General features: G+C 62.2%; 15 protein-coding genes. 4 read left to right on the top strand and 11 right to left on the bottom strand.

Going from position 1 to position 17,856, the window contains the following annotated elements:
• The first annotated feature begins 558 nt into the window (after positions 1 to 558).
• Positions 559 to 867, top strand: a complete 309-nt coding sequence (locus WC421_10170) for a hypothetical protein (GenBank protein MFA5162598.1) — start codon at positions 559 to 561, stop codon at positions 865 to 867.
• A 6-nt stretch (positions 868 to 873) separates the two neighbouring features.
• Here WC421_10170 and WC421_10165 read toward each other — a convergent pair whose 3' ends face one another.
• Both WC421_10165 and WC421_10160 read right to left on the bottom strand, forming a co-directional pair.
• Positions 874 to 1,455, bottom strand: coding sequence for a hypothetical protein (locus tag WC421_10165; protein MFA5162597.1), 582 nt, complete (start codon positions 1,453 to 1,455; stop codon positions 874 to 876).
• A gap of 12 nt (positions 1,456 to 1,467) precedes the next feature.
• Entirely contained in the window at positions 1,468 to 2,874 is a 1,407-nt protein-coding gene (locus WC421_10160; protein MFA5162596.1) for a hypothetical protein, read from the bottom strand.
• Between the two features lie 284 nt (positions 2,875 to 3,158).
• Here WC421_10160 and WC421_10155 point away from each other — a divergent pair, with 284 nt between their 5' ends.
• The 3 genes from WC421_10155 (at position 3,159) to WC421_10145 (ending at position 8,298) form a co-directional block, all read left to right on the top strand.
• Positions 3,159 to 7,139 (top strand): hypothetical protein, encoded by a 3,981-nt coding sequence (locus WC421_10155; GenBank protein ID MFA5162595.1) that lies wholly within the window; start codon positions 3,159 to 3,161, stop codon positions 7,137 to 7,139.
• A gap of 71 nt (positions 7,140 to 7,210) precedes the next feature.
• A complete protein-coding gene (locus tag WC421_10150) occupies positions 7,211 to 8,035 on the top strand; it encodes a sulfite exporter TauE/SafE family protein (GenBank protein ID MFA5162594.1) in 825 nt (274 codons plus the stop codon).
• Positions 8,032 to 8,298: a DUF1634 domain-containing protein gene (locus WC421_10145; protein ID MFA5162593.1), complete on the top strand. Its 267-nt coding sequence runs from the start codon at positions 8,032 to 8,034 to the stop codon at positions 8,296 to 8,298. Before WC421_10150 ends, WC421_10145 begins: the two co-directional genes overlap by 4 nt.
• Before the next feature lie 33 nt (positions 8,299 to 8,331).
• On the opposite strand, the gene WC421_10140 is transcribed toward WC421_10145, so the two are convergent.
• The 9 genes from WC421_10140 to WC421_10100 all read right to left on the bottom strand — a co-directional run bounded on the left by WC421_10140 (position 8,332) and on the right by WC421_10100 (position 17,831).
• Positions 8,332 to 9,672 (bottom strand): hypothetical protein, encoded by a 1,341-nt coding sequence (locus tag WC421_10140; GenBank protein MFA5162592.1) that lies wholly within the window; start codon positions 9,670 to 9,672, stop codon positions 8,332 to 8,334.
• A gap of 2 nt (positions 9,673 to 9,674) precedes the next feature.
• On the bottom strand, positions 9,675 to 10,466 hold the full coding sequence (gene ybgF, locus WC421_10135; protein ID MFA5162591.1) for a tol-pal system protein YbgF: 792 nt from the start codon (positions 10,464 to 10,466) through the stop codon (positions 9,675 to 9,677).
• Positions 10,466 to 11,038: a peptidoglycan-associated lipoprotein Pal gene (pal, locus tag WC421_10130; protein ID MFA5162590.1), complete on the bottom strand. Its 573-nt coding sequence runs from the start codon at positions 11,036 to 11,038 to the stop codon at positions 10,466 to 10,468. Before pal ends, ybgF begins: the two co-directional genes overlap by 1 nt.
• Positions 11,039 to 11,114: 76 nt before the next feature.
• Positions 11,115 to 12,503 carry a cysteine--tRNA ligase gene (cysS, locus tag WC421_10125; GenBank protein ID MFA5162589.1) on the bottom strand — a complete coding sequence of 463 codons (1,389 nt, stop codon included), beginning with the start codon at positions 12,501 to 12,503 and terminating at the stop codon, positions 11,115 to 11,117.
• 3 nt (positions 12,504 to 12,506) lie between these two features.
• On the bottom strand, positions 12,507 to 12,875 hold the full coding sequence (locus tag WC421_10120) for a hypothetical protein (GenBank protein MFA5162588.1): 369 nt from the start codon (positions 12,873 to 12,875) through the stop codon (positions 12,507 to 12,509).
• Positions 12,842 to 14,077 (bottom strand): 2-C-methyl-D-erythritol 4-phosphate cytidylyltransferase, encoded by a 1,236-nt coding sequence (gene ispD, locus WC421_10115; protein MFA5162587.1) that lies wholly within the window; start codon positions 14,075 to 14,077, stop codon positions 12,842 to 12,844. Before ispD ends, WC421_10120 begins: the two co-directional genes overlap by 34 nt.
• Positions 14,064 to 15,128: a hypothetical protein gene (locus WC421_10110; protein MFA5162586.1), complete on the bottom strand. Its 1,065-nt coding sequence runs from the start codon at positions 15,126 to 15,128 to the stop codon at positions 14,064 to 14,066. Before WC421_10110 ends, ispD begins: the two co-directional genes overlap by 14 nt.
• Before the next feature lie 10 nt (positions 15,129 to 15,138).
• On the bottom strand, positions 15,139 to 16,521 hold the full coding sequence (radA, locus tag WC421_10105) for a DNA repair protein RadA (GenBank protein MFA5162585.1): 1,383 nt from the start codon (positions 16,519 to 16,521) through the stop codon (positions 15,139 to 15,141).
• Positions 16,521 to 17,831 carry an MlaD family protein gene (locus WC421_10100; GenBank protein ID MFA5162584.1) on the bottom strand — a complete coding sequence of 437 codons (1,311 nt, stop codon included), beginning with the start codon at positions 17,829 to 17,831 and terminating at the stop codon, positions 16,521 to 16,523. Before WC421_10100 ends, radA begins: the two co-directional genes overlap by 1 nt.
• Between the last annotated feature and the right edge of the window lie 25 nt (positions 17,832 to 17,856).

Here is a 17,856-nt window from a genome sequence, read left to right as displayed (position 1 = left end):
AGAATTCTGCGCGAAGCGGAGGAAAAAGACACGGTAAAATCAATCAAAACGGGAGGCATGGCAAAAAATATCCCGACGGAGCCACGACGAGAGATTTCAGGCTCATTATTCAATTAGAAAATGCTGTCCGCTTTCCTTGAGTCCGGATTGCAACTGGACAGCGGAATTCGCCGGCGGACGGCGGGACGTTCCTGTGCGGAGTTTTCTCCGCATACCGGACAGGTATGCTCGTCAAATTCCGGGATTATCCTAAGCCTGAATGCTTCAGTTGGTTGCGAGGACCGAGGAGAAAAAGCGCGAAATAATGCCGGACAAAATTATCCGCGCGCGCCTCACTGCGCGAAAGGATAATTTTGTGAAGGCAGTATGAAGCGATTTTTTCGCCGAATCCCGCAATCCAACTGAAACATTCAGGCTAGCATCCTCTGCCTCGGTTCTCGCCGCCAGTTGCAATTTCCGGGTTAGCTGGCGGGGAGAGCCGGGGCGGCAAATTGCGACGGCCTGCCCGTGATTGCCCTGCGGCTGGCCGGTTTCGGGGGAAAAAAGAGGGAGGCAGCCATGATATATCTCGCAAACACCGGCAGAACCAAGCCGGTCGAAATAATAAGCGGAAATATATCCCGCGCGGAAGTGGCTTACCGGTTTATGGGCAAATGCTACTGCGGCCGCTTGTGGGACCTGGAAGCCGACGGCGGGTTTTACGAGATAGCCGCCGCCATACGGGCCCGTCCTGCCAAAAGTAACAACGTCGGAAAGCGCAAAAACCCGCGCTGTGAAAATCCGCGTGCCGCGGCGGCATATCCGCAGTCGCCGCTGCATGTCATGCGAACATTGAAAGACTGGTGCAAGAGAACGTCCAGACAATAATCCGGGCTATAAATCGTCCCCGGCGGTTTTTGTGTCAGATGCGCTCTTGAACATGTAGTACGACGGTGTGTCCAGTATCTTTGAGATGTCGGACAGTGACTTCACGGGAAACGTCGCCAGCGCGGACCAGTAGTATTGCACCTTGTTTCCATTCAACTCTATAAACGCTATGTGCGTGTGCCGGACATTTCTGAAATGCTCGTATGCCAGCACCCATATGTTGGAGTAGTTGGCCACGAGAATCAGTCGGCGCGGGGACAGGGACGGGTTGGAAGCCGAATCCCCGTTCGCCCAATCGGCGTCGGCGTCCACGAGCCGGAACCTGTCTCCTGACACGGCGGAAAGCTGGGCAATCATTACCGGCGAAAGGGTATTGGCCCTGTCCGATGTCCTGAAATCGTGCTTTTTCAGCAGGGTGGCGGTGGATGCGAACCGTTCGCCGCCCCTGGCGATGCTGACAGGCTCCGCCGGAGCCTGCGTGTCCGGAGGAGGATTGAGCCACTGATTCAGCTTATCGCAGCCTGTCAGCGGGAAGGCGGACAGCGCCGCCAGCGCACCGGCAAACAACGCGCCCCGTGTTTTCCTCATCGCTGTTCTCCTCTATTTGGCGGATTTAGACTGCGTTTCAATGCCGGCAATCTCTTTTTTCAGCGCGGACGCGGCGGTTTCGTCGCCGGAAGCCGCGGCATAGATGTCGGCCTGCATGCGGGCGCGCACGATGTCGCCGGTTCTGGCGAGGGCTATGGCGTATTCGCGTATCACCTTCGCGTCCCACAGCGCAAGCATATGCGTGCGCCGCAGCAGCGGAAGGGCGGCCTTGTAATCGCCCGCCTTGATTTTCTCGTCCGCGGTGGCGTAAAGAGCCGCGGCTTTCCTGGAAAGCGGCGCGGCCTCCGGATGTTTGCGCGCGAAGTCAAACATCGCGTTGCGGGCGCGCAGCTCTTCCGACGACAGAGCCGGCATCCGCGAAAGCAGGGCCAGAGTCAGAAGCACGCCGCGGTAATTTTTCTTCTCCTCCAGCTTGACGGCATCGGAGGCGGCATCGGCGCGGTCCTTGTCTGTCATTTTCGCGATGCGGCTTTTTATTTCCTCCACCGGGGGGTATTCAAGCGAGCGTATGACTATATCCACCCCGGAATAGGCATCCACCGCGGGATATGTTTTGCCCGCGCAGGCCAGCGCGTAAGCGCGCGACATGGTGCCGAACTTGCCGTCATTGGGCAGAATGGCGAGCGCGGCTTCCGTCTCTCCCACGTCCGCTTTTGCCAGACCGAGCGTTATGAGAGCCTGTATGTTGGACGGTTCGTTTTTAAGCGCTTCCCGCGCGCTGGCTGCGGCGGAGCGCAGGTCCCCCTTGAAATACTCCGACAGCGCGCGCGCCCCAAGGGCCTTGCCGTCCTGCTCGGCCAGGCGCACGGCCTCCCTGTATTTGCCCAGCATGACCGCATAGCGCGCGGCGGAACCGTAGCGGAAATCCGGCGATGACGGATAGCCGCATTCAATGCCTTTCTTCATGAAATTATAGGCTGGGAAAAAGTCGTTTTCCGCGTCGGCGGCGGCCGCTTTGGCGGCCAGTTCCGCCACCGGCGGGCAGGCGGCCTCGGCGGCAGGCTGCGGAGGAACGGATGAAACGGCTACGGTATTGTCCGCGGCGGGGACTGCGGACGGCGCGCCGGCCTCCGGCTGCGCCGCGGGAGAGGAAATTTTCACATCAGCCGCAGGCGCATTTTCCGGCTGGCCGGACGGCGGGGCAGTTTCCGTCTTTGCCGTCTTTGTTCCGGCATCGGCGGACAGAGCGGCGGAATAAGCGGGCGCTCCGGCGGAAGCGGGGGATTGTTCCGGCGACACTGGATCTGCCGCGGGAGCGGCATGTTCCGGCTTTGCCGTTTCCGGAGGAGCGGCCTCCGCTATCGTGGCAAGCGCGCCGTTTTGAACGGCAGGCTCTGCGCAGGCGGACATGAACAATGCGTTGCTCAACAATACAATCACTGCAATCCCCGGTTTCATAGTCATCTCCATGTCATCCGAAAGGCTTTCCGGATGCTAGCTGTCAGGAATTCTACAAAAAATCCGGCTCTTTTGCGCCGCTTTCCGTTCTGGTAAAATGCGGATGATCTTGTCCGGCATCGTTTCGCGTTTTTTTGCCTTGGCTCTCCCAATCGTTCCAAGGGACCAGAGGGCCCTTGACAAAACGCAATTCATGCTGTATATTACGGCGGGACCGCATAATTGGCAGTGCGGCGGTACGGCTTTATTACGATGGGCGAAATCGCGCGGTTGCGGAGGCGGTTATGAGCGACACGGACAAAACAGGGGAACTTCCCCCGCTTACAATGGGCGGAACAACCGGCGGCAAGAAAAAGACCACGCGCAAGGCCGTGGCCATACTTTCCAGGCTGCCGAAAATGCGCACGACCAGCAGTTCGGCCAATCTGGGCCTTCTGGCGCGGCTTAAGAATTTCTCCAAGTCCAGAAAGGACATGGCCTATGTGGCAGCCGCGCTGCTGCTTGTGCTGGTTATCCCGATAGCCACAAACAACATGCTGGCGCCGGAGGAAAATCCTCTGGAGCGCAGCCGCGGTTTCGGCAACCGTCACAAGGCGCCGGATTTCTTTGAACCTGGTATCGGCGGCGGTTTCTCGCCGGGCGGGCCTTCCGGGGCGACGGATGTCATCACCCCGCTGAGCGCAAGGGACCCCTCCTCGCTGATTATCACCGACTCGGAGCGTGCCGCTCCCACGACGCCGCCTCCTCCGCTCAACAACGACGTCAAGGAAAGCCCGCGTCCAAGCCCGGTAAGCCACGGCGCGGACAACGCCTCTAACAATCTGCCCAACAGCGTCATTCCCAAGATACGCGCCGCCATACGGGGCATAGCGGCGGCCAGCGGGATGCGCTCGGCCAGCGCTGGCTCGATGTCGGGACTTGGCATATTGCAGGCGGCCGGCAAAGGCTCCGCCGCGCCCGCTGGCAGGCCTTTTGTCAATCCGGTGGCCATGAACGGCTACGGCGGCGTTGCGGGCAGCAGTCCGTCAGGTTTCACCGGAAACTACGAGAATATCAAGGCCAAGTCGGACAATATGGCCAAATACCTCAACGCGCAGGGCGCGGGCCGCTCGCTGGACAAGGCGGCTCTGGGCGCGTTCAGCCCCGCTCCGGCGGGGGCGGGCAGTTTCGGCGCCGGTTCTTCCGGCGCGGGCGGAGCTTACGGCCCCGCGCGCGGTGCGGGAGCAGGCGGCGCAGGCGGCGCGGCAGCCACGGGTTTTGCGGGAGGAGCGCGCGGCGCGGGCTCCTCTCTGCCCGGCGCAAGCCAGGCGGGATATAATTCCGGCGCGGGGGCGGCAAATGCGGGCGGAGGCGGCGGTTTCGGTCCCTCGCGCAGCGGCGGAGCGGCTCCGGCCACAACCAGTTCGGGCGAAGGCAACGCTCCCGGCTACGGCCCCTCACGCGGCGGAGCGCCGGGCTTCGGCCCGCCGCGCGCGGGCGCGGCTCCGGGCGGCGGCACTGCGGCAGGCGGAATAGCCGGCGGCGGCTACGGCACGGGTCCGTCAGTTGGATTTGCCCCGGGCGGCGGTACCGCCGCGGCAGGCGGAGGCGGTGGTTTCGGCCCATCCCGCAGCGCGGGCGCGCCCGCGGGCGGCAGCCCAGCCGTCACCGGCATGGGCGGCGGTTTCGGCCCGTCGCGCGGAGGCGCGGCCCCGGCAGTGGCGCAGGGCGCCGTGGCAACTACGGCGGGCGGCAGCCCAGGCGGCGGCTACGGAACGGGGCGTGCCATCGGCGCCTCACCCGGAGTGGGCACTGCGACTGCGGGCGGAGGCGGCGGTTTCGGTCCCTCCAGGGGAGGAAGCGCGGCTCCGGGCGGCGGACGCAGTTTCGGCAGCCGGCAGTCCGGCTCCGGTTTGTTCGCGGGCGGGGGATTTGGCTCCGGCGGCGGCTCAGGCGGGCGGGCCAGCAATCCGGCAGCCGGCAACGGCGCATGGCTTAACCCGTTCGGCGCGGGCAGCGCCAGCAATGCTCCGGCGCTGGAGGCGGCTTACAAGACATTCATGCAGCCCGGCGGCGGCAGCGATTTCCGCGGCAATCCCACCAGCCTGCCTCAGGGCGAGCAGAATAAAATGCCCGCCGGCAATACCACCAAGGGCACGCAGACTATTTCCCCCAAGCCGATGTCCTTTGAGGAGCAGATGAGGCGGCTCGCCTACCAGACGCGGCTGACCAACGCCTTGGCGGACGAGGATTTCTGGCAGCATAAAATGCCGGAGCAGGCCGCCCAGATGCGCATGCAGAACGCCATATCCAACGAGGACTTCTGGCAGCACAAGCTGCCGCAGCAGATAGCGACGCAGGTTACAAGCGGCCTTATAAGCAGCGCGCTGAAAGGCCTCTCCGGAGGCAGCGGAGGAGGAGGGGGAGGCGGCGACGATGGCGGCGGAGACGATGGCAGCAGTGGCGGCAAAAGCGCGGCTTCAATGGACGGCGGAGGCGGCGGGGGCGGCGGGGGCGGCGGAGGAGGCGACAGCGGCGGCAGCGGCAAAGCCACCAGCGGCGCATCGGCCCCGAAAAAATACCAGTGCAAGTGCGTCAGGGTAACCTCCGGCTGCCAGTCGGCGGACGGCTCGCTTCTCCTGAAACCCACCGAAGGCGACGAATGGAAAAAATACGTCAACAGCGCGCAGTGCAAGCTTGAAGTGGTAGGCAGCAGCGGCGGCGGAGGCGGAAGCGGCAGCAGCGATGAAAGCGGCAGCGGCTCCAAGGACCAGTACTCCGGCGCGGGGGACCCGTATTACGACGACGGCAGTTCCTCCGTCAGCAACGGCCCCGGCAGCGATACCAGCAGCGCGCTGCCGCGCTGGATGGGCCCGTATGCGCGGGAATACTATGTCGCCTCGCTGAATATAAAGCGCTGCGGCAATATGATAGACAGTTGCTCCTCCCTGCGGGATACCGACTGGAGGGCTGCGGCAGGCGGAGGAGAAGGAGGAGGCGGCGGTTCTCCGGCCACGGACCAGGTCTACAAGGAAGGCAAGATTGACGAGAAGATGGACACCTACAAACAGGACTATCAGTCCGCCAAGTCTGGTATGCCGGAGTGCAAACAGTGCATAGACAAGGGCGGCGGCGAAGGTGGTGGCGGAGGTGGCGGCGGTGGCGGTGGTGATAGTGGTGGTGGCGGTGGCGGAGAGGACGACAAGCTGTCCCAGGACGCCGCGGAAAAATGCAATAAAGTGCGCAAGTCCGTGGTGGGCGACAGCGGCAAGGGCGGCATGGCGGGAAAGCTTGCGTCTTCCTATGAGGCCGTAAAGAAAATGGCCAAGAACGCAAGCGGCATGGCCGACAAGTTCAAACCGGACGACTACAAGAAGTACTCCGACGAAGCCAAGAGCAAGGCCGAGGAGGCGGAATCCGCCAATTCCATGCAGAGCGGCTCTTACAACACTATGGATTCGCTCTGCTCAGAGCGGCCCAACGCCTATGGTTGCGGCCAGTACAACGTGATGAAAGGAATGGGAGACACGCCGGACGATACTTCCAAGGGCATAAAAGCCATCAATGAGGGCTCAAAGCAGTACTCCGACATCATCTCCCGCGAGAACAAGGCCAAGGAGCAGTTGAAATCCATCGGGGAAAACATCTCAGGCAAGGCGGACAAGGGCATAAGCAAGGCAAAGGAAACCGCCCAGGAATTGCAGACCAAATTCCAGGCCGGGATGAGCAAGAGCGAAGCCAAACAGCTTGCCGAGAAAATGGAAAAGGCCATCAAGACTTTCGGCGAGCCCGGCAGCAAGGATGGCGACAGCGGCGGCGGAGAGGGTGGCGGAGGCGGAGACTCCGCTTTCTACTATTCCGGCGCAACCGACCTCAGGGCCGCCGCGGGCGACGAGGGGCTGGCCAAGCAGCTTTACAAGCTGGCCGGAGGCAAAAAAAGCGAGGATGCGGAGGTCAAGTACTGGGGCAAGAACGGCCCGGCCCGCGTGGACGCCCAGGACAAGGGCGAGCTTAAAAAACCCAATAATCTGACAGGGCTGGTGCGTCGCGCCAAGTACAATCTCCCCTCGGAATCTCCGCTGTTAAAGAGCGTGGGCAGCAATCTAAAAAGCCATGCGGCGGGCGACTGTTCCGGCAACATGCCCAGCAATGTGGGCGAGCAGGCCACATGGCGCATGTCGGCGGGCGCGGAGTGCGTGTCCTGCAAGATAAAAAGGCAGGAGGCGTTCCTGGACCGCTCGCGCAAGGAATGGCCGGGGCTTATAGGGCTGCCGGACCCGAAATAGCACTTCCGGCTGCCAGATGTCGGGACGGGGCGTGAAAACGCCCCGTCTTTTTTTTGTTGTATCATTGAAACATGGAAATTGCGGCGCTGGCGGCGCTGGGCGCGGCGGTGGGCGCGCTGGGCGCAGCTTTCGGTATAGGCGGCGGCATATTCATAGTGCCGGCTCTTGTGATATATTTCGGGCAGCCCATCCATTGCGCGGTCGCCTCGTCTCTTATAACGATAATAGCCGTATCCAGCGCGGCGGCGGCGGTCAATGTGGAGCGCGGGCTGGCCAATATGCGGCTGGGGCTTTCGCTGGAAATTTCCACCGCGGCGGGCGCGCTGGGCGGGGCGTATGTGTCCGCCTTCATGCCGGAGCGCGCGCTGAAGCTGGTCTTTTCGTTTTTTCTGCTTGCTATGTCCGCCTCGATGCTTAAACGGGGCCTTGCCGCGCTGAAAAGCGGCGCGGAGCGGGTTCCGCCCCGCGATGCCGCCTCCGGCGCGCTGGGAGGCCAATACGAGGACGCCGCCTCCGGGCGGATGGTGAGCTACGGCGTAAAGCGGCTGCCCGCCGCTGCGGCGGTGTCGGTGCTGGCGGGGGCCGTGTCCGGGCTTTTGGGGATAGGCGGCGGAATTATACAGGTTCCGCTGATGAATATTGTCTGCGGCGTGCCGCTCAAAGCCGCGGCCGCCACCAGCAATTTCATGCTGGGCGTAACGGCGGCTTCAAGCGCGGCGGTGTTTTTACGACGAGGCCTGGTGCCGCCGGAAATCACCGCGCCGCTGGTGATAGGGGTGCTGGGAGGCTCCGCTCTGGGGATGCGGCTGCTGCACAGGGGCAAATCGGAAAAGCTGCAAATCGCTTTTTCAGCGCTGGTGCTGGCAGCCGCAATAAAAATGCTGGCGTATTTATGAACGAAAAGCAGGTGCAAACGCTGGTACACCGGGTATTGCTCTGGGGAGTATGGTCCAGCGCGGCCGTAATGACCGCCGGACTGCTCTCGGGCGGGAAAACCGGACGGCTTGTCATATTGTGCGGCATAGTAATGCTGACCGCCACGCCTGCGGTGCGGCTGGCGATGCTATGCTTCGGTTATGCCCGCGCCGGAGAGCGTCGTTTCGCAGTTGCCGCAGCGTTGGTTCTCGCTACCATGGCGCTTGGTTTTTTTCTGAAATAAAATTCCCGGGAAATTGCGGCTGGCCGGCGCAGTTCAGTTCGGGCTCCAGGCGGGGGTGTAGGAATTTCCGGGGATATCGGTTATACGATGCGGCGCGCTGCCGTCTGCGTCCATTACGTATATGCGGCGCGTTCCGCCGTCCCGCGTGGAGGTAAAAGACAGAAACCTGCCGTCGGGCGACCAGGAGGGGTCCTCGTTCGTGCCGGAGCCGCCTGTCAGGTTGCGCAGTTGCGCGCCGGTTATGTCTGTAAGGAAAATATCCATATTGTCCGCAGAGGCGGCGCGTCCGGCGAAAGCTATCCACTCGCCGGAAGGGGACCAGCGCGGCGTGTCGCACCAGTTCAGCCGCGTAAGCCGCTGGGTCTTGCCGGTGGCCAGCTCCATCATGTAAACCTGCGGATTGCCGGCGCGGTCCGAGATATAAGTTATGAATTTCCCGTCGGGCGAATAGGAGGCGGAACTGTCAACGGCGGATGCGCGCGTGGTGAGCCGTTTTAGCTCCCTGCTGGAGAGGTTCATCTCGTAGATGTGCGGGTTCACGCCGCGCGAAAGGGTTATGACCAGCTTTTCCCCGTCGGGGGAAACTGCCCCGGGGATGTTTAGGCCCTGCATCATGCAGACGGGGTTTATGCGCCGCTCTTTAAGGTCTATCACAAAAGCGTCCGGGTTGCCGTAGCGGTAGGTGGTGTAGTAGATTTTCATTCCGTCCGGCGACCAGCGCGGAAAAAGCGAAATGCTCTTGTCCTGGGTAAGTTTCAGTATATTCTCGCCGTCATAATCCACGATATAAATTTCCTTGTTCCGGGAGCTGTCGTTTGAAAACGCTATGCGCGTGGCGGCTATGCCCTTTTTGCCGGTAAGCCGCCAGACGGTCTCGTCCGAGAACATATGCGCGATGCGCCGCATGGCGGGCTGCTGGCCTTTGTAATATTTTTCCACCACGGCGTCGCCGGTGCCAAGGTCGTATACCTTGCCGGACAGCGTCCACAGGTCCGCGGCGTGCGCGGCGGAGGCCGTCATCAGATACTGCGCCCCGGTCTTTTTCCAGGCATCCAGCTCTTTTTTGAAAGATTTGGCCCTGCCGGCAGGTTCGGACTCCGGCAGCGCGAAATAGCGGGAGCGCAGAATATCGGAGCGGACTATTCCGTAAAAAGCCGCAGCCGCCTCCACATCAGCGGACGAGGAGGCCACTTCCGGCTGGAAAGCTGCCATGGCCAGTTTTAGTTTCCCCGCGTCCGCGCCGGCGGTTACGCCGATATAGACATCGGCGCAGAACCCGCTGGCTGCGGACAGGGCCGCAAACAGCGCCGCGATAAAACATGCCTTCGCCGCGAAAGCGGAATTTGAACAGCGGCGCGGGGATATTATGTCCATTTTCACTTGCGCGCGGGCTTGTGCGGCGCGGCGGCGGGTTTGCGTTTGGGTTTAAGTTCGTTCAGGGAATCCTGAGCCAGCCTGGCCTGCGGGCTGCCGGGAAAATCGCGTTTTACGGAGTTGAGATATTCCTCGGCTTCCTTTTTTGTTCCCATTTTAAGCAGGCACTGCGCGTACCGCAGCCGCGCCGAAGGCGTGAACTGGCTGGCCGGATATTTTTCCAGCACGGTGGCGTAAGCCACTGCGGATTCCTTCCATTTCTCAAGCGACCAGTAAGCGTCGCCCAGATAATAATACGCGCTTTCGGCCAGTTCGCCGGAGGGAAATTTGTCTATGTATACCGAAAACCCCTGCGCCGCGCCGTCGTAGTTTTTCTTGATGAGCAGCGAATACGCGTCGCCGTAGACCTTGCTGGGCAGCATGGCGGCGGCGATGGCGTCGGCCTTGCGGTTGGCCTCGCTTACCAGCTTGACGTTTTCCTCCTCGCGGGTTTTAAGCGTTCTGCCCAGATCCGACATGCGGCTGGCGAACATCGCGCTTATATCGTCCAGCTTGGAGGAGACCAGCGAAAGCTGCCTGTCAAAATCCTTGAGGTTTTCCGAATGCGCGGACAAATCTCCGGACAGCGTGTCCATGCGGGCGTTGAGGTCCGCCTGGTTTTTCTGCATGACGGACAGGCCGGAATTGAGCGAGTTCAGCTGGCGGCGCAAATCGTCCACATGCTCCTGCGTGGCCAGACAGCCGCAGCAAAGCGCGCACGCCGCGCACAAGGCCGCAAAACGCAGGCGCGGCATCAGCTGCTGGTCTTGCCGCCGCGCAGCTTGGTTTCGGCGCGGCGGTTCTTGGCCCAGCAGGTTTCGTTATGGTCCGGGCAGACGGGGCGCTCCTCGCCGTAGGAGATGGTGGCGACCTTCCCGCCGTCCACGCCCAGGCGGATGTAGTACTCCCGCACTTCCCTGGCGCGCTTCTGGCCCAGGGCGATGTTGTATTCCACGGTGCCGCGCTCGTCGCAATGGCCTTCCACCAGAATATCATTGCCTTTTTTAGATTTAAGCGCGTCGGCGTTTTTCTCAAGCGTGCCGCGTGTGGAGTCTGATATGGCGTAGCGGTCGTAGTCGAAATATACCGTGCCAAGCGACGGGTCGGAGGCGAAATCCCCGCCGCGCAGCGAGCCTTCGGGAACGGAGGCTTCCTGTATGTCCGCCTCGGATGCGCCGGGCACCGCAGGCACGGCGCCGGCTACGGGAAGGGAGGCCACCGTTTCGGCCTTGTCGGCTTGGGCCGGAAGCGATTTGACGGATTTGCCCGCGCAGGCGGACATCAGCGCGGCCGCAGCCATCACGGGGATTAGAATTCTGATTTTCATGTCGGCAACCTCCTGTTCAACGGACGCTTTGAAACGCCCGCCACTATACCAATTATATAAAATCGCCGGAACCGCGTCAGGCGGCTTTTTTGAAAACGGCCCGGCTGCCTTGCGGGGTATCCTTTAGTGTTACGCCCATTTGCTCCAGTTGCCTGCGGAGCGAATCGGCCTCGCTGAAGTTTCCGGCTTTTCTGGCGGCGTCGCGTTTTTCAATGAGGGACTGCGCCTCCGGCGGGATTTCCGCCTGCGGCGGTTTTGCGAACAGGTTCAGGCCCAGCGCTTTGTCGGCTTCCTTTAGAAAATGCTCCTTCTCGTAGTCCGGGACGCCGCCGCGCACCGCTTCCCAGACAACCGCCAGCGCGGCGGGCATATTCATGTCGTCCGATACGGCTTCCATGAAGGTTTTAAGAGACTCTCTGGCCTTCAACGGCTCGTGCTTGTATTGCTCCGGCAGCGCGGCGGCTTTTTCGCGCAGGGTGGAGAGGCTTTTTGCGGCGAAATCCAGCGCCTCCCACGAAAATTCCAGCGGCTTGCGGTAATGCGCGCTAAGGCACAGGTAGCGGTAGGCCAGCGGGTCGTAGCCGCGCTTTTCCAACTCGGCGGCGGTGAGAAATTCGCCGGAGGATTTGGCCATTTTTTCCGCGTTTTTGAGGCTTAAAAACGCGCCGTGCAGCCAGAAGCGCGAGAACGGCTTTCCCGTCGCCGCCTCCGCCTGCGCGATTTCATTGGTGTGGTGCACCGCCACATGGTCCGCCCCGCCGCAATGGATATCCAACGTTTCTCCCAGATATTTCATCGCCATGGCGGAGCATTCTATGTGCCAGCCCGGAAACCCCTTTCCCCAAGGCGAATCCCATTCCATCTGGCGGGTCTGCCCCTGCGGCGAGAATTTCCAGAGCGCGAAATCCGTGGGGCTGCGCTTTTCGCCCGCTTCCACCCGCGCGCCGCTTTTGATGCCGTCCATATGGCTTTTGCCGGCCAGCCTGTGATAGCCGGGGAATTTGGAGGTGTCGTAATAAATCCCGTCGGAGGTTTTGTAGGTGAAGCCTTTTTCCTCAAGGGTTTTGACCAGCGCGGTCATCTCTCCGATATGGGCGGTGGCCTTGCAGATTATGTCCGGCGCGCGGCAGCCGAATTTGGCGAAATCGTCAAAAAACGCTTTTTCATAGAACGCGGCGATGTCCCAGGCGGTCTTGCCCTCGCGCCGGGCGCCTTTTTCCATCTTGTCCTCGCCTTCGTCGGCGTCGGAGACCAGATGGCCCACGTCGGTTACATTCATCACATGCTTTGTCCTGGCGCCTTCCGCGTTCAGCGCGCGGACGAGGATATCCTCAAATATATAGGTCCTGTAATTGCCGATATGGGCGTAATTGTAGACGGTGGGGCCGCAGCAGTAAATGCGGGCCTCGCCGGAAGGGGCGGAAAATTCCTCTTTCATGCGGCTAAGCGTGTTGTAGAGCAACATGTTTCACCTCCGGGCCGGGGCGTATTTCCCGCCCACGCAGTCCAGGAAAACCTCGCAGTCCCGCGCGGAGCTTCTGGCCGCGCAGCCCACCACGGCGGAGGAAAACGGCACGGACGCGCCGTCGGGCGACATGGTGTAGGAAAATTTCGCGCCGGAATGCAGCAAAATCGCCCGCCTGTAGCAGCCGCCGAGCGCGGAGGCGAAAGCCTCTATCTGCCGGTCGGACGGGTTTTCGCCCAGCGCAAAGACGCGCTGCGCCTGCCGCTCAGTTTCCGCCGCCTGCGCCGGCGCGGGCCGCGGCCCTGCGCCTGCGCAGCCGCACAAAACGGCGCAGGCCGTCAGCGCGCAGTAACCAGCGCGACCGCGTGGCATTCCACCGCCTCGCCCCTGCCTACGGGGCCCAGTCCCTCGGCGCTTTTGGCTTTGAAGCTGACGCTTTCCAGCGGCAGCCTGAATATTTCGGAAAGGGATTTGCGCACCGCGCCGTAATGGGGCATCAGCTTCGGCTCCTCGGCGACGACGGTTACGTCTATCTGCGACAGCGAGGCGTTCATGGAGGCAAGCACCTCCAGCGTTTTTTCCGCTATGGCCTTGCTGGAAATGCCCATTATGGTCAGGTCGGTGGGGGGAAAATAAATGCCTATCTCGCCGGCGGCCATGGCGCCCAGCGCCGCGTCGCAGACGGCGTGCAGCACGGCGTCGCCGTCGGAATGGCCCAGCAGCCCCTTGCCGTGCGCTATGGCCAGCCCGCCCAGGATGAGCGGCCTGCCGGCCACCAGCCGGTGCATGTCGTAGCCCATTCCCACTCGCACGCGCGGCATTTCGGAGCAGCGCTCGTTTTTCATCAAAGCCTCCGCCACGGCGATATCGTCCGGGGTGGTGATTTTTATGTTTTCGTAGGCCGAGGGGACCAGCGCGACGTCAAAACCGGCGCGCTCGGCCAGCTGGGATTCGTCGGAGACGTCTCCGGCGTCGGGAAATCTGGAAAACATCTCGGCCAGCACGTCCCTGCGGTAGCACTGCGGCGTGTGCGCGGCCCACAGCTGCGCGCGGTCCGGGGTGGAGAGGACGGTTTTGCCGTCCTCGGAAATTTTTATGGTGTCTTTCACCGGCACGGCGGCCACCGCCGCGCCGCTTTGCAGCGCGCCCGCGCAGACCGCCCTTGCCAGCGCGGCAGATGCCAGCGGGCGCGCGCCGTCGTGCACGGCCACCACCTCCGCGCTCTGCGGCACCAGCGCGAAGCCGTTTTTGACCGATTGCAGCCGCGTGGCCCCCGCGGCGGCCAGCTTTACCGCGGGGCCGAACTCGCGTTCCACGGCGGGAAAGTTTTCCGGCGCGGTAACCGCTATTATCTCGCCGAATTCCTGCATTCCCGCAAACAGCGATATGCTATGGAACAAAAGCGGCTTGCCGCCCAGCGGCAGCATCTGCTTGGGCCGGCCCATGCGCGCGCCGGAGCCGCCCGCCGCGATTATGGCGGCCCAGCCGCCGCGTTTTGCGGCGGCGGGCTTTGCGGCGGCGGAGCGCGCCGTTTTGGACGGCGGCGCGCCGGAAGCGTCGTTAGCGGTGTTCATTCTGGGCGCGCACCTCGCTTGCGGCCTGATGAGCCTCGTTCTCCTGCTGGGCCTGCTGTTGCTGCTGCTTGGCATCCCACTTGGCGCGCGCGAATATCATCCGCCCTGAAGAGGTTTGCAGTATGGAATAGACGGTGGCGTCTATGCGGCGGCCTATCCAGCGGCGCCCCTCTTCCACGACAACCATGGTGCCGTCGTCCAGATAGCCGACGCCCTGCTCGCGCTCCTTGCCCTCTTTCATTATGAAAAGCGACATCACCTCGCCCGGCAGCACCACGGGTTTTAGCGCGGTGGACAGGTCGTTGACGTTAAGCACGGTAACGCCCTCCAGCGCGGCCAGCTTGTGCATGTTGAATTCGGTGGTGATTATCTGGGCGTTCATTTCCCGCGCCAGGCGGACGAGTTTGGAGTCTACCTCGGCGGCGTCGGGAATGTCCTTGTCCAGCACGCGCAGCGGGATGTCCTTTGATTCCTGGAGGCGGGAGAGTATGTCCAGCCCGCGCCGCCCGCGCGCGCGCTTCATCTGGTCCTGGGATTCGGCCATGGAATGCAGTTCGTTGACCACGAATCTGGGCGCCACCAGCGTGCCGGAGAGGAAATGCGTGTCGGCGATGTCTATAATCCTGCCGTCTATGATGGCTGTTATGTCCAGCAGCTTGAACGCGCTGCCGCGCCGCCTGCCCATGGCGGCCAGGTCCTTGTCCAGGTCGTCGAGCTCCGGCGTTTTGCGCAGCGCCAGTATCGCGCCCAGCACCATGAACAGGAACTGGATGAGCAGATGCACCTTGCCCCACATCGCGTCCAGCCCGGGATTGCTTATCTGCAGCACCAGCGCGTCCAGCAGCTTTGTCATCACCAGGCCTATGACCGCGCCGGCCACGCCGATGATGAAAGACATCAGGCTTATGCTTTCCAGCGCGACCTCCAGCATGATAAGCGTCGCGCCGCAGGCGGCGCCTACCATGGTGCCCTTCCAGTCCGGCGAAATGATGTAATAGGCCAGCACCGAAGAGCCCAGCAGCGCCACCGTCCTTAGAATCCATACCAGCATGAGTAACCTCCTACGCTTTTACGGCCGCCTTGGCGGCGACCGCGTTGAACAGCTCTCTCAAATCCTCCGTTACCGCGGCGGAAGGCTTCTGCGGCAGCTTTTCACTGCCGGAGACAGGCGGGACATGCGCCGTCTTAAATCCCAGCCTGCCCGCCTCCGCCAGCCGCGCGCCCAGCCACGGCACGCGGGAAACCTGGCCCAGTATCCCCACTTCGCCGACAAACACATTCTCCCAGCCTATCACCGTGTCTCTGGCGGAGCTGATTACCGCCGCGCACACCGCCAGGTCCAGCGCGGGGTCGTCCAGGCGGATGCCCCCGGCCACGGAGAGGAACACGTCCTTGTTCTCCAGGCTAAGGCCCACATGCCGCTCCAGCGCGGCAAGCAGCAGCTGGCAGCGGTTGAGGTCCAGCCCGCTGGCCAGCCGGCGCGGGAAGGGGTAGCGCGTCGGGGCCACCAGCGCCTGCACCTCCGCCGCGATGGGGCGGCTGCCCTCCATCGCCACGGAGAATGCGCGGCCCTTAAGCGGCTTGTCCCGTCCGGCGGAGGAGAAATGCAGGCTGGCGTCCTCCACCGCGCCGAGGCCGGATTCGGACATGGAAAATATGCCTATTTCCGACGTGGGCCCGAAGCGGTTTTTGTATGCCCGCAGTATGCGCAGCAGGTTGTGCCGCTCGGAGTCAAAATACAGCACGGTGTCCACTATATGCTCCAGCACGCGCGGTCCGGCGAGGGAGCCTTCTTTGGTAACATGGCCCAGCAGCACAAGCAGCGCATTGTCGCTTTTGCACAGGCGCAGCAGTTCCGCCGCGCTTTCGCGCACCTGGCTTACGGTGCCGGGGCTGCCCGCGAACTGCGGATGATAGACGGTCTGTATGGAATCTATCACCAGCGCGCCCGGCTTCACCTTGCGGTACGCCTCTATTATACGCGACAAATCGGTTTCCGACAAAAGCAGAATGTCTTTGGAGTTCACCTTCAGCCGCGCCGCGCGCGCGCCCACCTGATGCAGCGATTCCTCGCCGCTTACATATAGCACCTTCATCGCCGGGGCCAGCCCGCCGGCAAGCTGCAAAGTCAGCGTGGATTTGCCTATGCCGGGCGCGCCCGCCAACAGCGCGGCCTGCCCCCGGACCAGCCCTCCGCCCAGCAGCCTGTCAACCTCCGAGATGCCGGTTTTTATGCGCGGCTCGTCTGCGGCGCGGGCCTTGTCCAGCGGGGTCAGCTCGGATGAAAAATCGGTCAGCGCGCGCCGCTCTTTGGCTCCGGGTTTGCCGGTTTCGGTTACTTCCTCCACCAGGGTGTTCCAGCCCTTGCAGTCCGGGCACTGGCCCAGCCATTTGGGCGAGGCGAAACCGCAGCTCTGGCAGCGGTGCATGGTTTTGAGCTTCATCAGTTGCCCCCCGAAGTGCGCACCGTTCCCAGCGTAACAAGGCCCAGCAGGTAGGCGATGTCCTTGTCTTCAAATTTCAGGTTCAGCGAGTACGAAGTGTTGCCGGTTCCCTTGATGTCCACCACCCCCGCGCCCAGCGAGATGACGCGGCTTAGATGCAGCTCCGTGCCCAGGTCGTACTGCGGGGCGTTGAACTCGCGCCCGTTGATGGTGCGGTTGCGCAGGAAATCGTAGGCCGCCGCGTTGACGGAGAGCCGTTTAAGCGCCGGCGTCTGCCCGAACGGAGTGTAGCGGATGCCGAAACCGCCCGCGCCGCGTATAAGTCCGGCGTAGAAATCGTAATCCTGGCCCGTCCAGCCGAGCTGGGCCTCCACCTTGTTCTTTTCGGCGTAATCGGGGCGGGGGGACTGGTCGTCGCCGTTTCTGAGGTTGGCTATGCCCAGATAGTAGTACCGTCCCAGCCGCGGCGATATTTCCACGCCGAAATCGCTTCTGGAGGCGGCCGCCTGCGGCTCATAGCGGCTGGTGTATTTCCAGTGCACCTTGAAGTCCGTAACCTTGGTAAGGATGTCCTTGGCCCGGCCGCTGGCGTCTTTTACATTGGCCATGGTGGTTTTGAGGTCGTCGCGCATCTTCTCGTCGGTGACAAGCGCGCCGGCCACGCCCTGTCCGGTGTTTATCTTGTTGACCAGCGAGTCCACCTTGGCTATAAGCCCGTCCAGCTTGGCGGAAATGTCTTCCATGTTTTTCATGGAGCTTTCCACGCGCGGCTGCACGGTGGAAATAAGCTCGTTCATGTTGGCGGTGAGGTCGCGCAGATTCTCCATCGTTTTGGAGAGGTCGCGGCCCAGCCTGCCTTTCTGGCTCACCTCGTCCATCAGCCGCTGCATGGTGGAGAGTGTGGAGGCCAGCATCCTGTCCAGCGGCAGTATGTTGTCGCCCTTGACGCGCGCGCCCGGAGACAGAAATCCCGCCGAATCGTGCCCCTGGTCTATTTGCAGGTATTTGCTGCCTATTATGCTGGTGGAGCCTATCTGAAATCTCGCGTCGCGGCAGATTTTGACGCCCTCGCGCACCGCCAGATGGACCAGCACATGATCGCCTTCCATCTCTATTGATTTGACCTTGCCGATGTCCACGCCGGAGAGGCGCACCACCGATTTGTCCGGCAGGCCGGCGACGTCCCTGAATTCAACGGAAAGCGGATACTCCCGCCGCACGGAAAAATCCCCCAGCGAGAATATGCCCAGCCCCAGCAGCAGCAGGCCGGCAATGGCGAAAATCCCGACTTTAGCCTCTACGTTCACCATTCAATTATAGAAAATATTGCGCGCG

Source organism: Elusimicrobiales bacterium (genome assembly GCA_041651175.1).
Taxonomy (GTDB): Bacteria; Elusimicrobiota; Elusimicrobia; order Elusimicrobiales; family Elusimicrobiaceae; genus JAQTYB01.
This window is presented reverse-complemented; position numbering and strand designations above follow the sequence as displayed.

Coding starts and splice junctions, on each gene's coding strand:
- WC421_10100 (MFA5162584.1), bottom strand. CDS start 17,831: ATGGTGAACGTAGAGGCTAAAGTCGGGATTTTCGCCATTGCCGGCCTG.
- cysS (MFA5162589.1), bottom strand. CDS start 12,503: ATGTTGCTCTACAACACGCTTAGCCGCATGAAAGAGGAATTTTCCGCC.
- WC421_10150 (MFA5162594.1), top strand. CDS start 7,211: ATGGAAATTGCGGCGCTGGCGGCGCTGGGCGCGGCGGTGGGCGCGCTG.
- WC421_10160 (MFA5162596.1), bottom strand. CDS start 2,874: ATGAAACCGGGGATTGCAGTGATTGTATTGTTGAGCAACGCATTGTTC.
- WC421_10145 (MFA5162593.1), top strand. CDS start 8,032: ATGAACGAAAAGCAGGTGCAAACGCTGGTACACCGGGTATTGCTCTGG.
- WC421_10165 (MFA5162597.1), bottom strand. CDS start 1,455: ATGAGGAAAACACGGGGCGCGTTGTTTGCCGGTGCGCTGGCGGCGCTG.
- pal (MFA5162590.1), bottom strand. CDS start 11,038: ATGAAAATCAGAATTCTAATCCCCGTGATGGCTGCGGCCGCGCTGATG.
- radA (MFA5162585.1), bottom strand. CDS start 16,521: ATGAAGCTCAAAACCATGCACCGCTGCCAGAGCTGCGGTTTCGCCTCG.
- WC421_10155 (MFA5162595.1), top strand. CDS start 3,159: ATGAGCGACACGGACAAAACAGGGGAACTTCCCCCGCTTACAATGGGC.
- ispD (MFA5162587.1), bottom strand. CDS start 14,077: ATGAACACCGCTAACGACGCTTCCGGCGCGCCGCCGTCCAAAACGGCG.
- WC421_10120 (MFA5162588.1), bottom strand. CDS start 12,875: ATGCCACGCGGTCGCGCTGGTTACTGCGCGCTGACGGCCTGCGCCGTT.
- ybgF (MFA5162591.1), bottom strand. CDS start 10,466: ATGCCGCGCCTGCGTTTTGCGGCCTTGTGCGCGGCGTGCGCGCTTTGC.
- WC421_10140 (MFA5162592.1), bottom strand. CDS start 9,672: ATGGACATAATATCCCCGCGCCGCTGTTCAAATTCCGCTTTCGCGGCG.
- WC421_10110 (MFA5162586.1), bottom strand. CDS start 15,128: ATGCTGGTATGGATTCTAAGGACGGTGGCGCTGCTGGGCTCTTCGGTG.
- WC421_10170 (MFA5162598.1), top strand. CDS start 559: ATGATATATCTCGCAAACACCGGCAGAACCAAGCCGGTCGAAATAATA.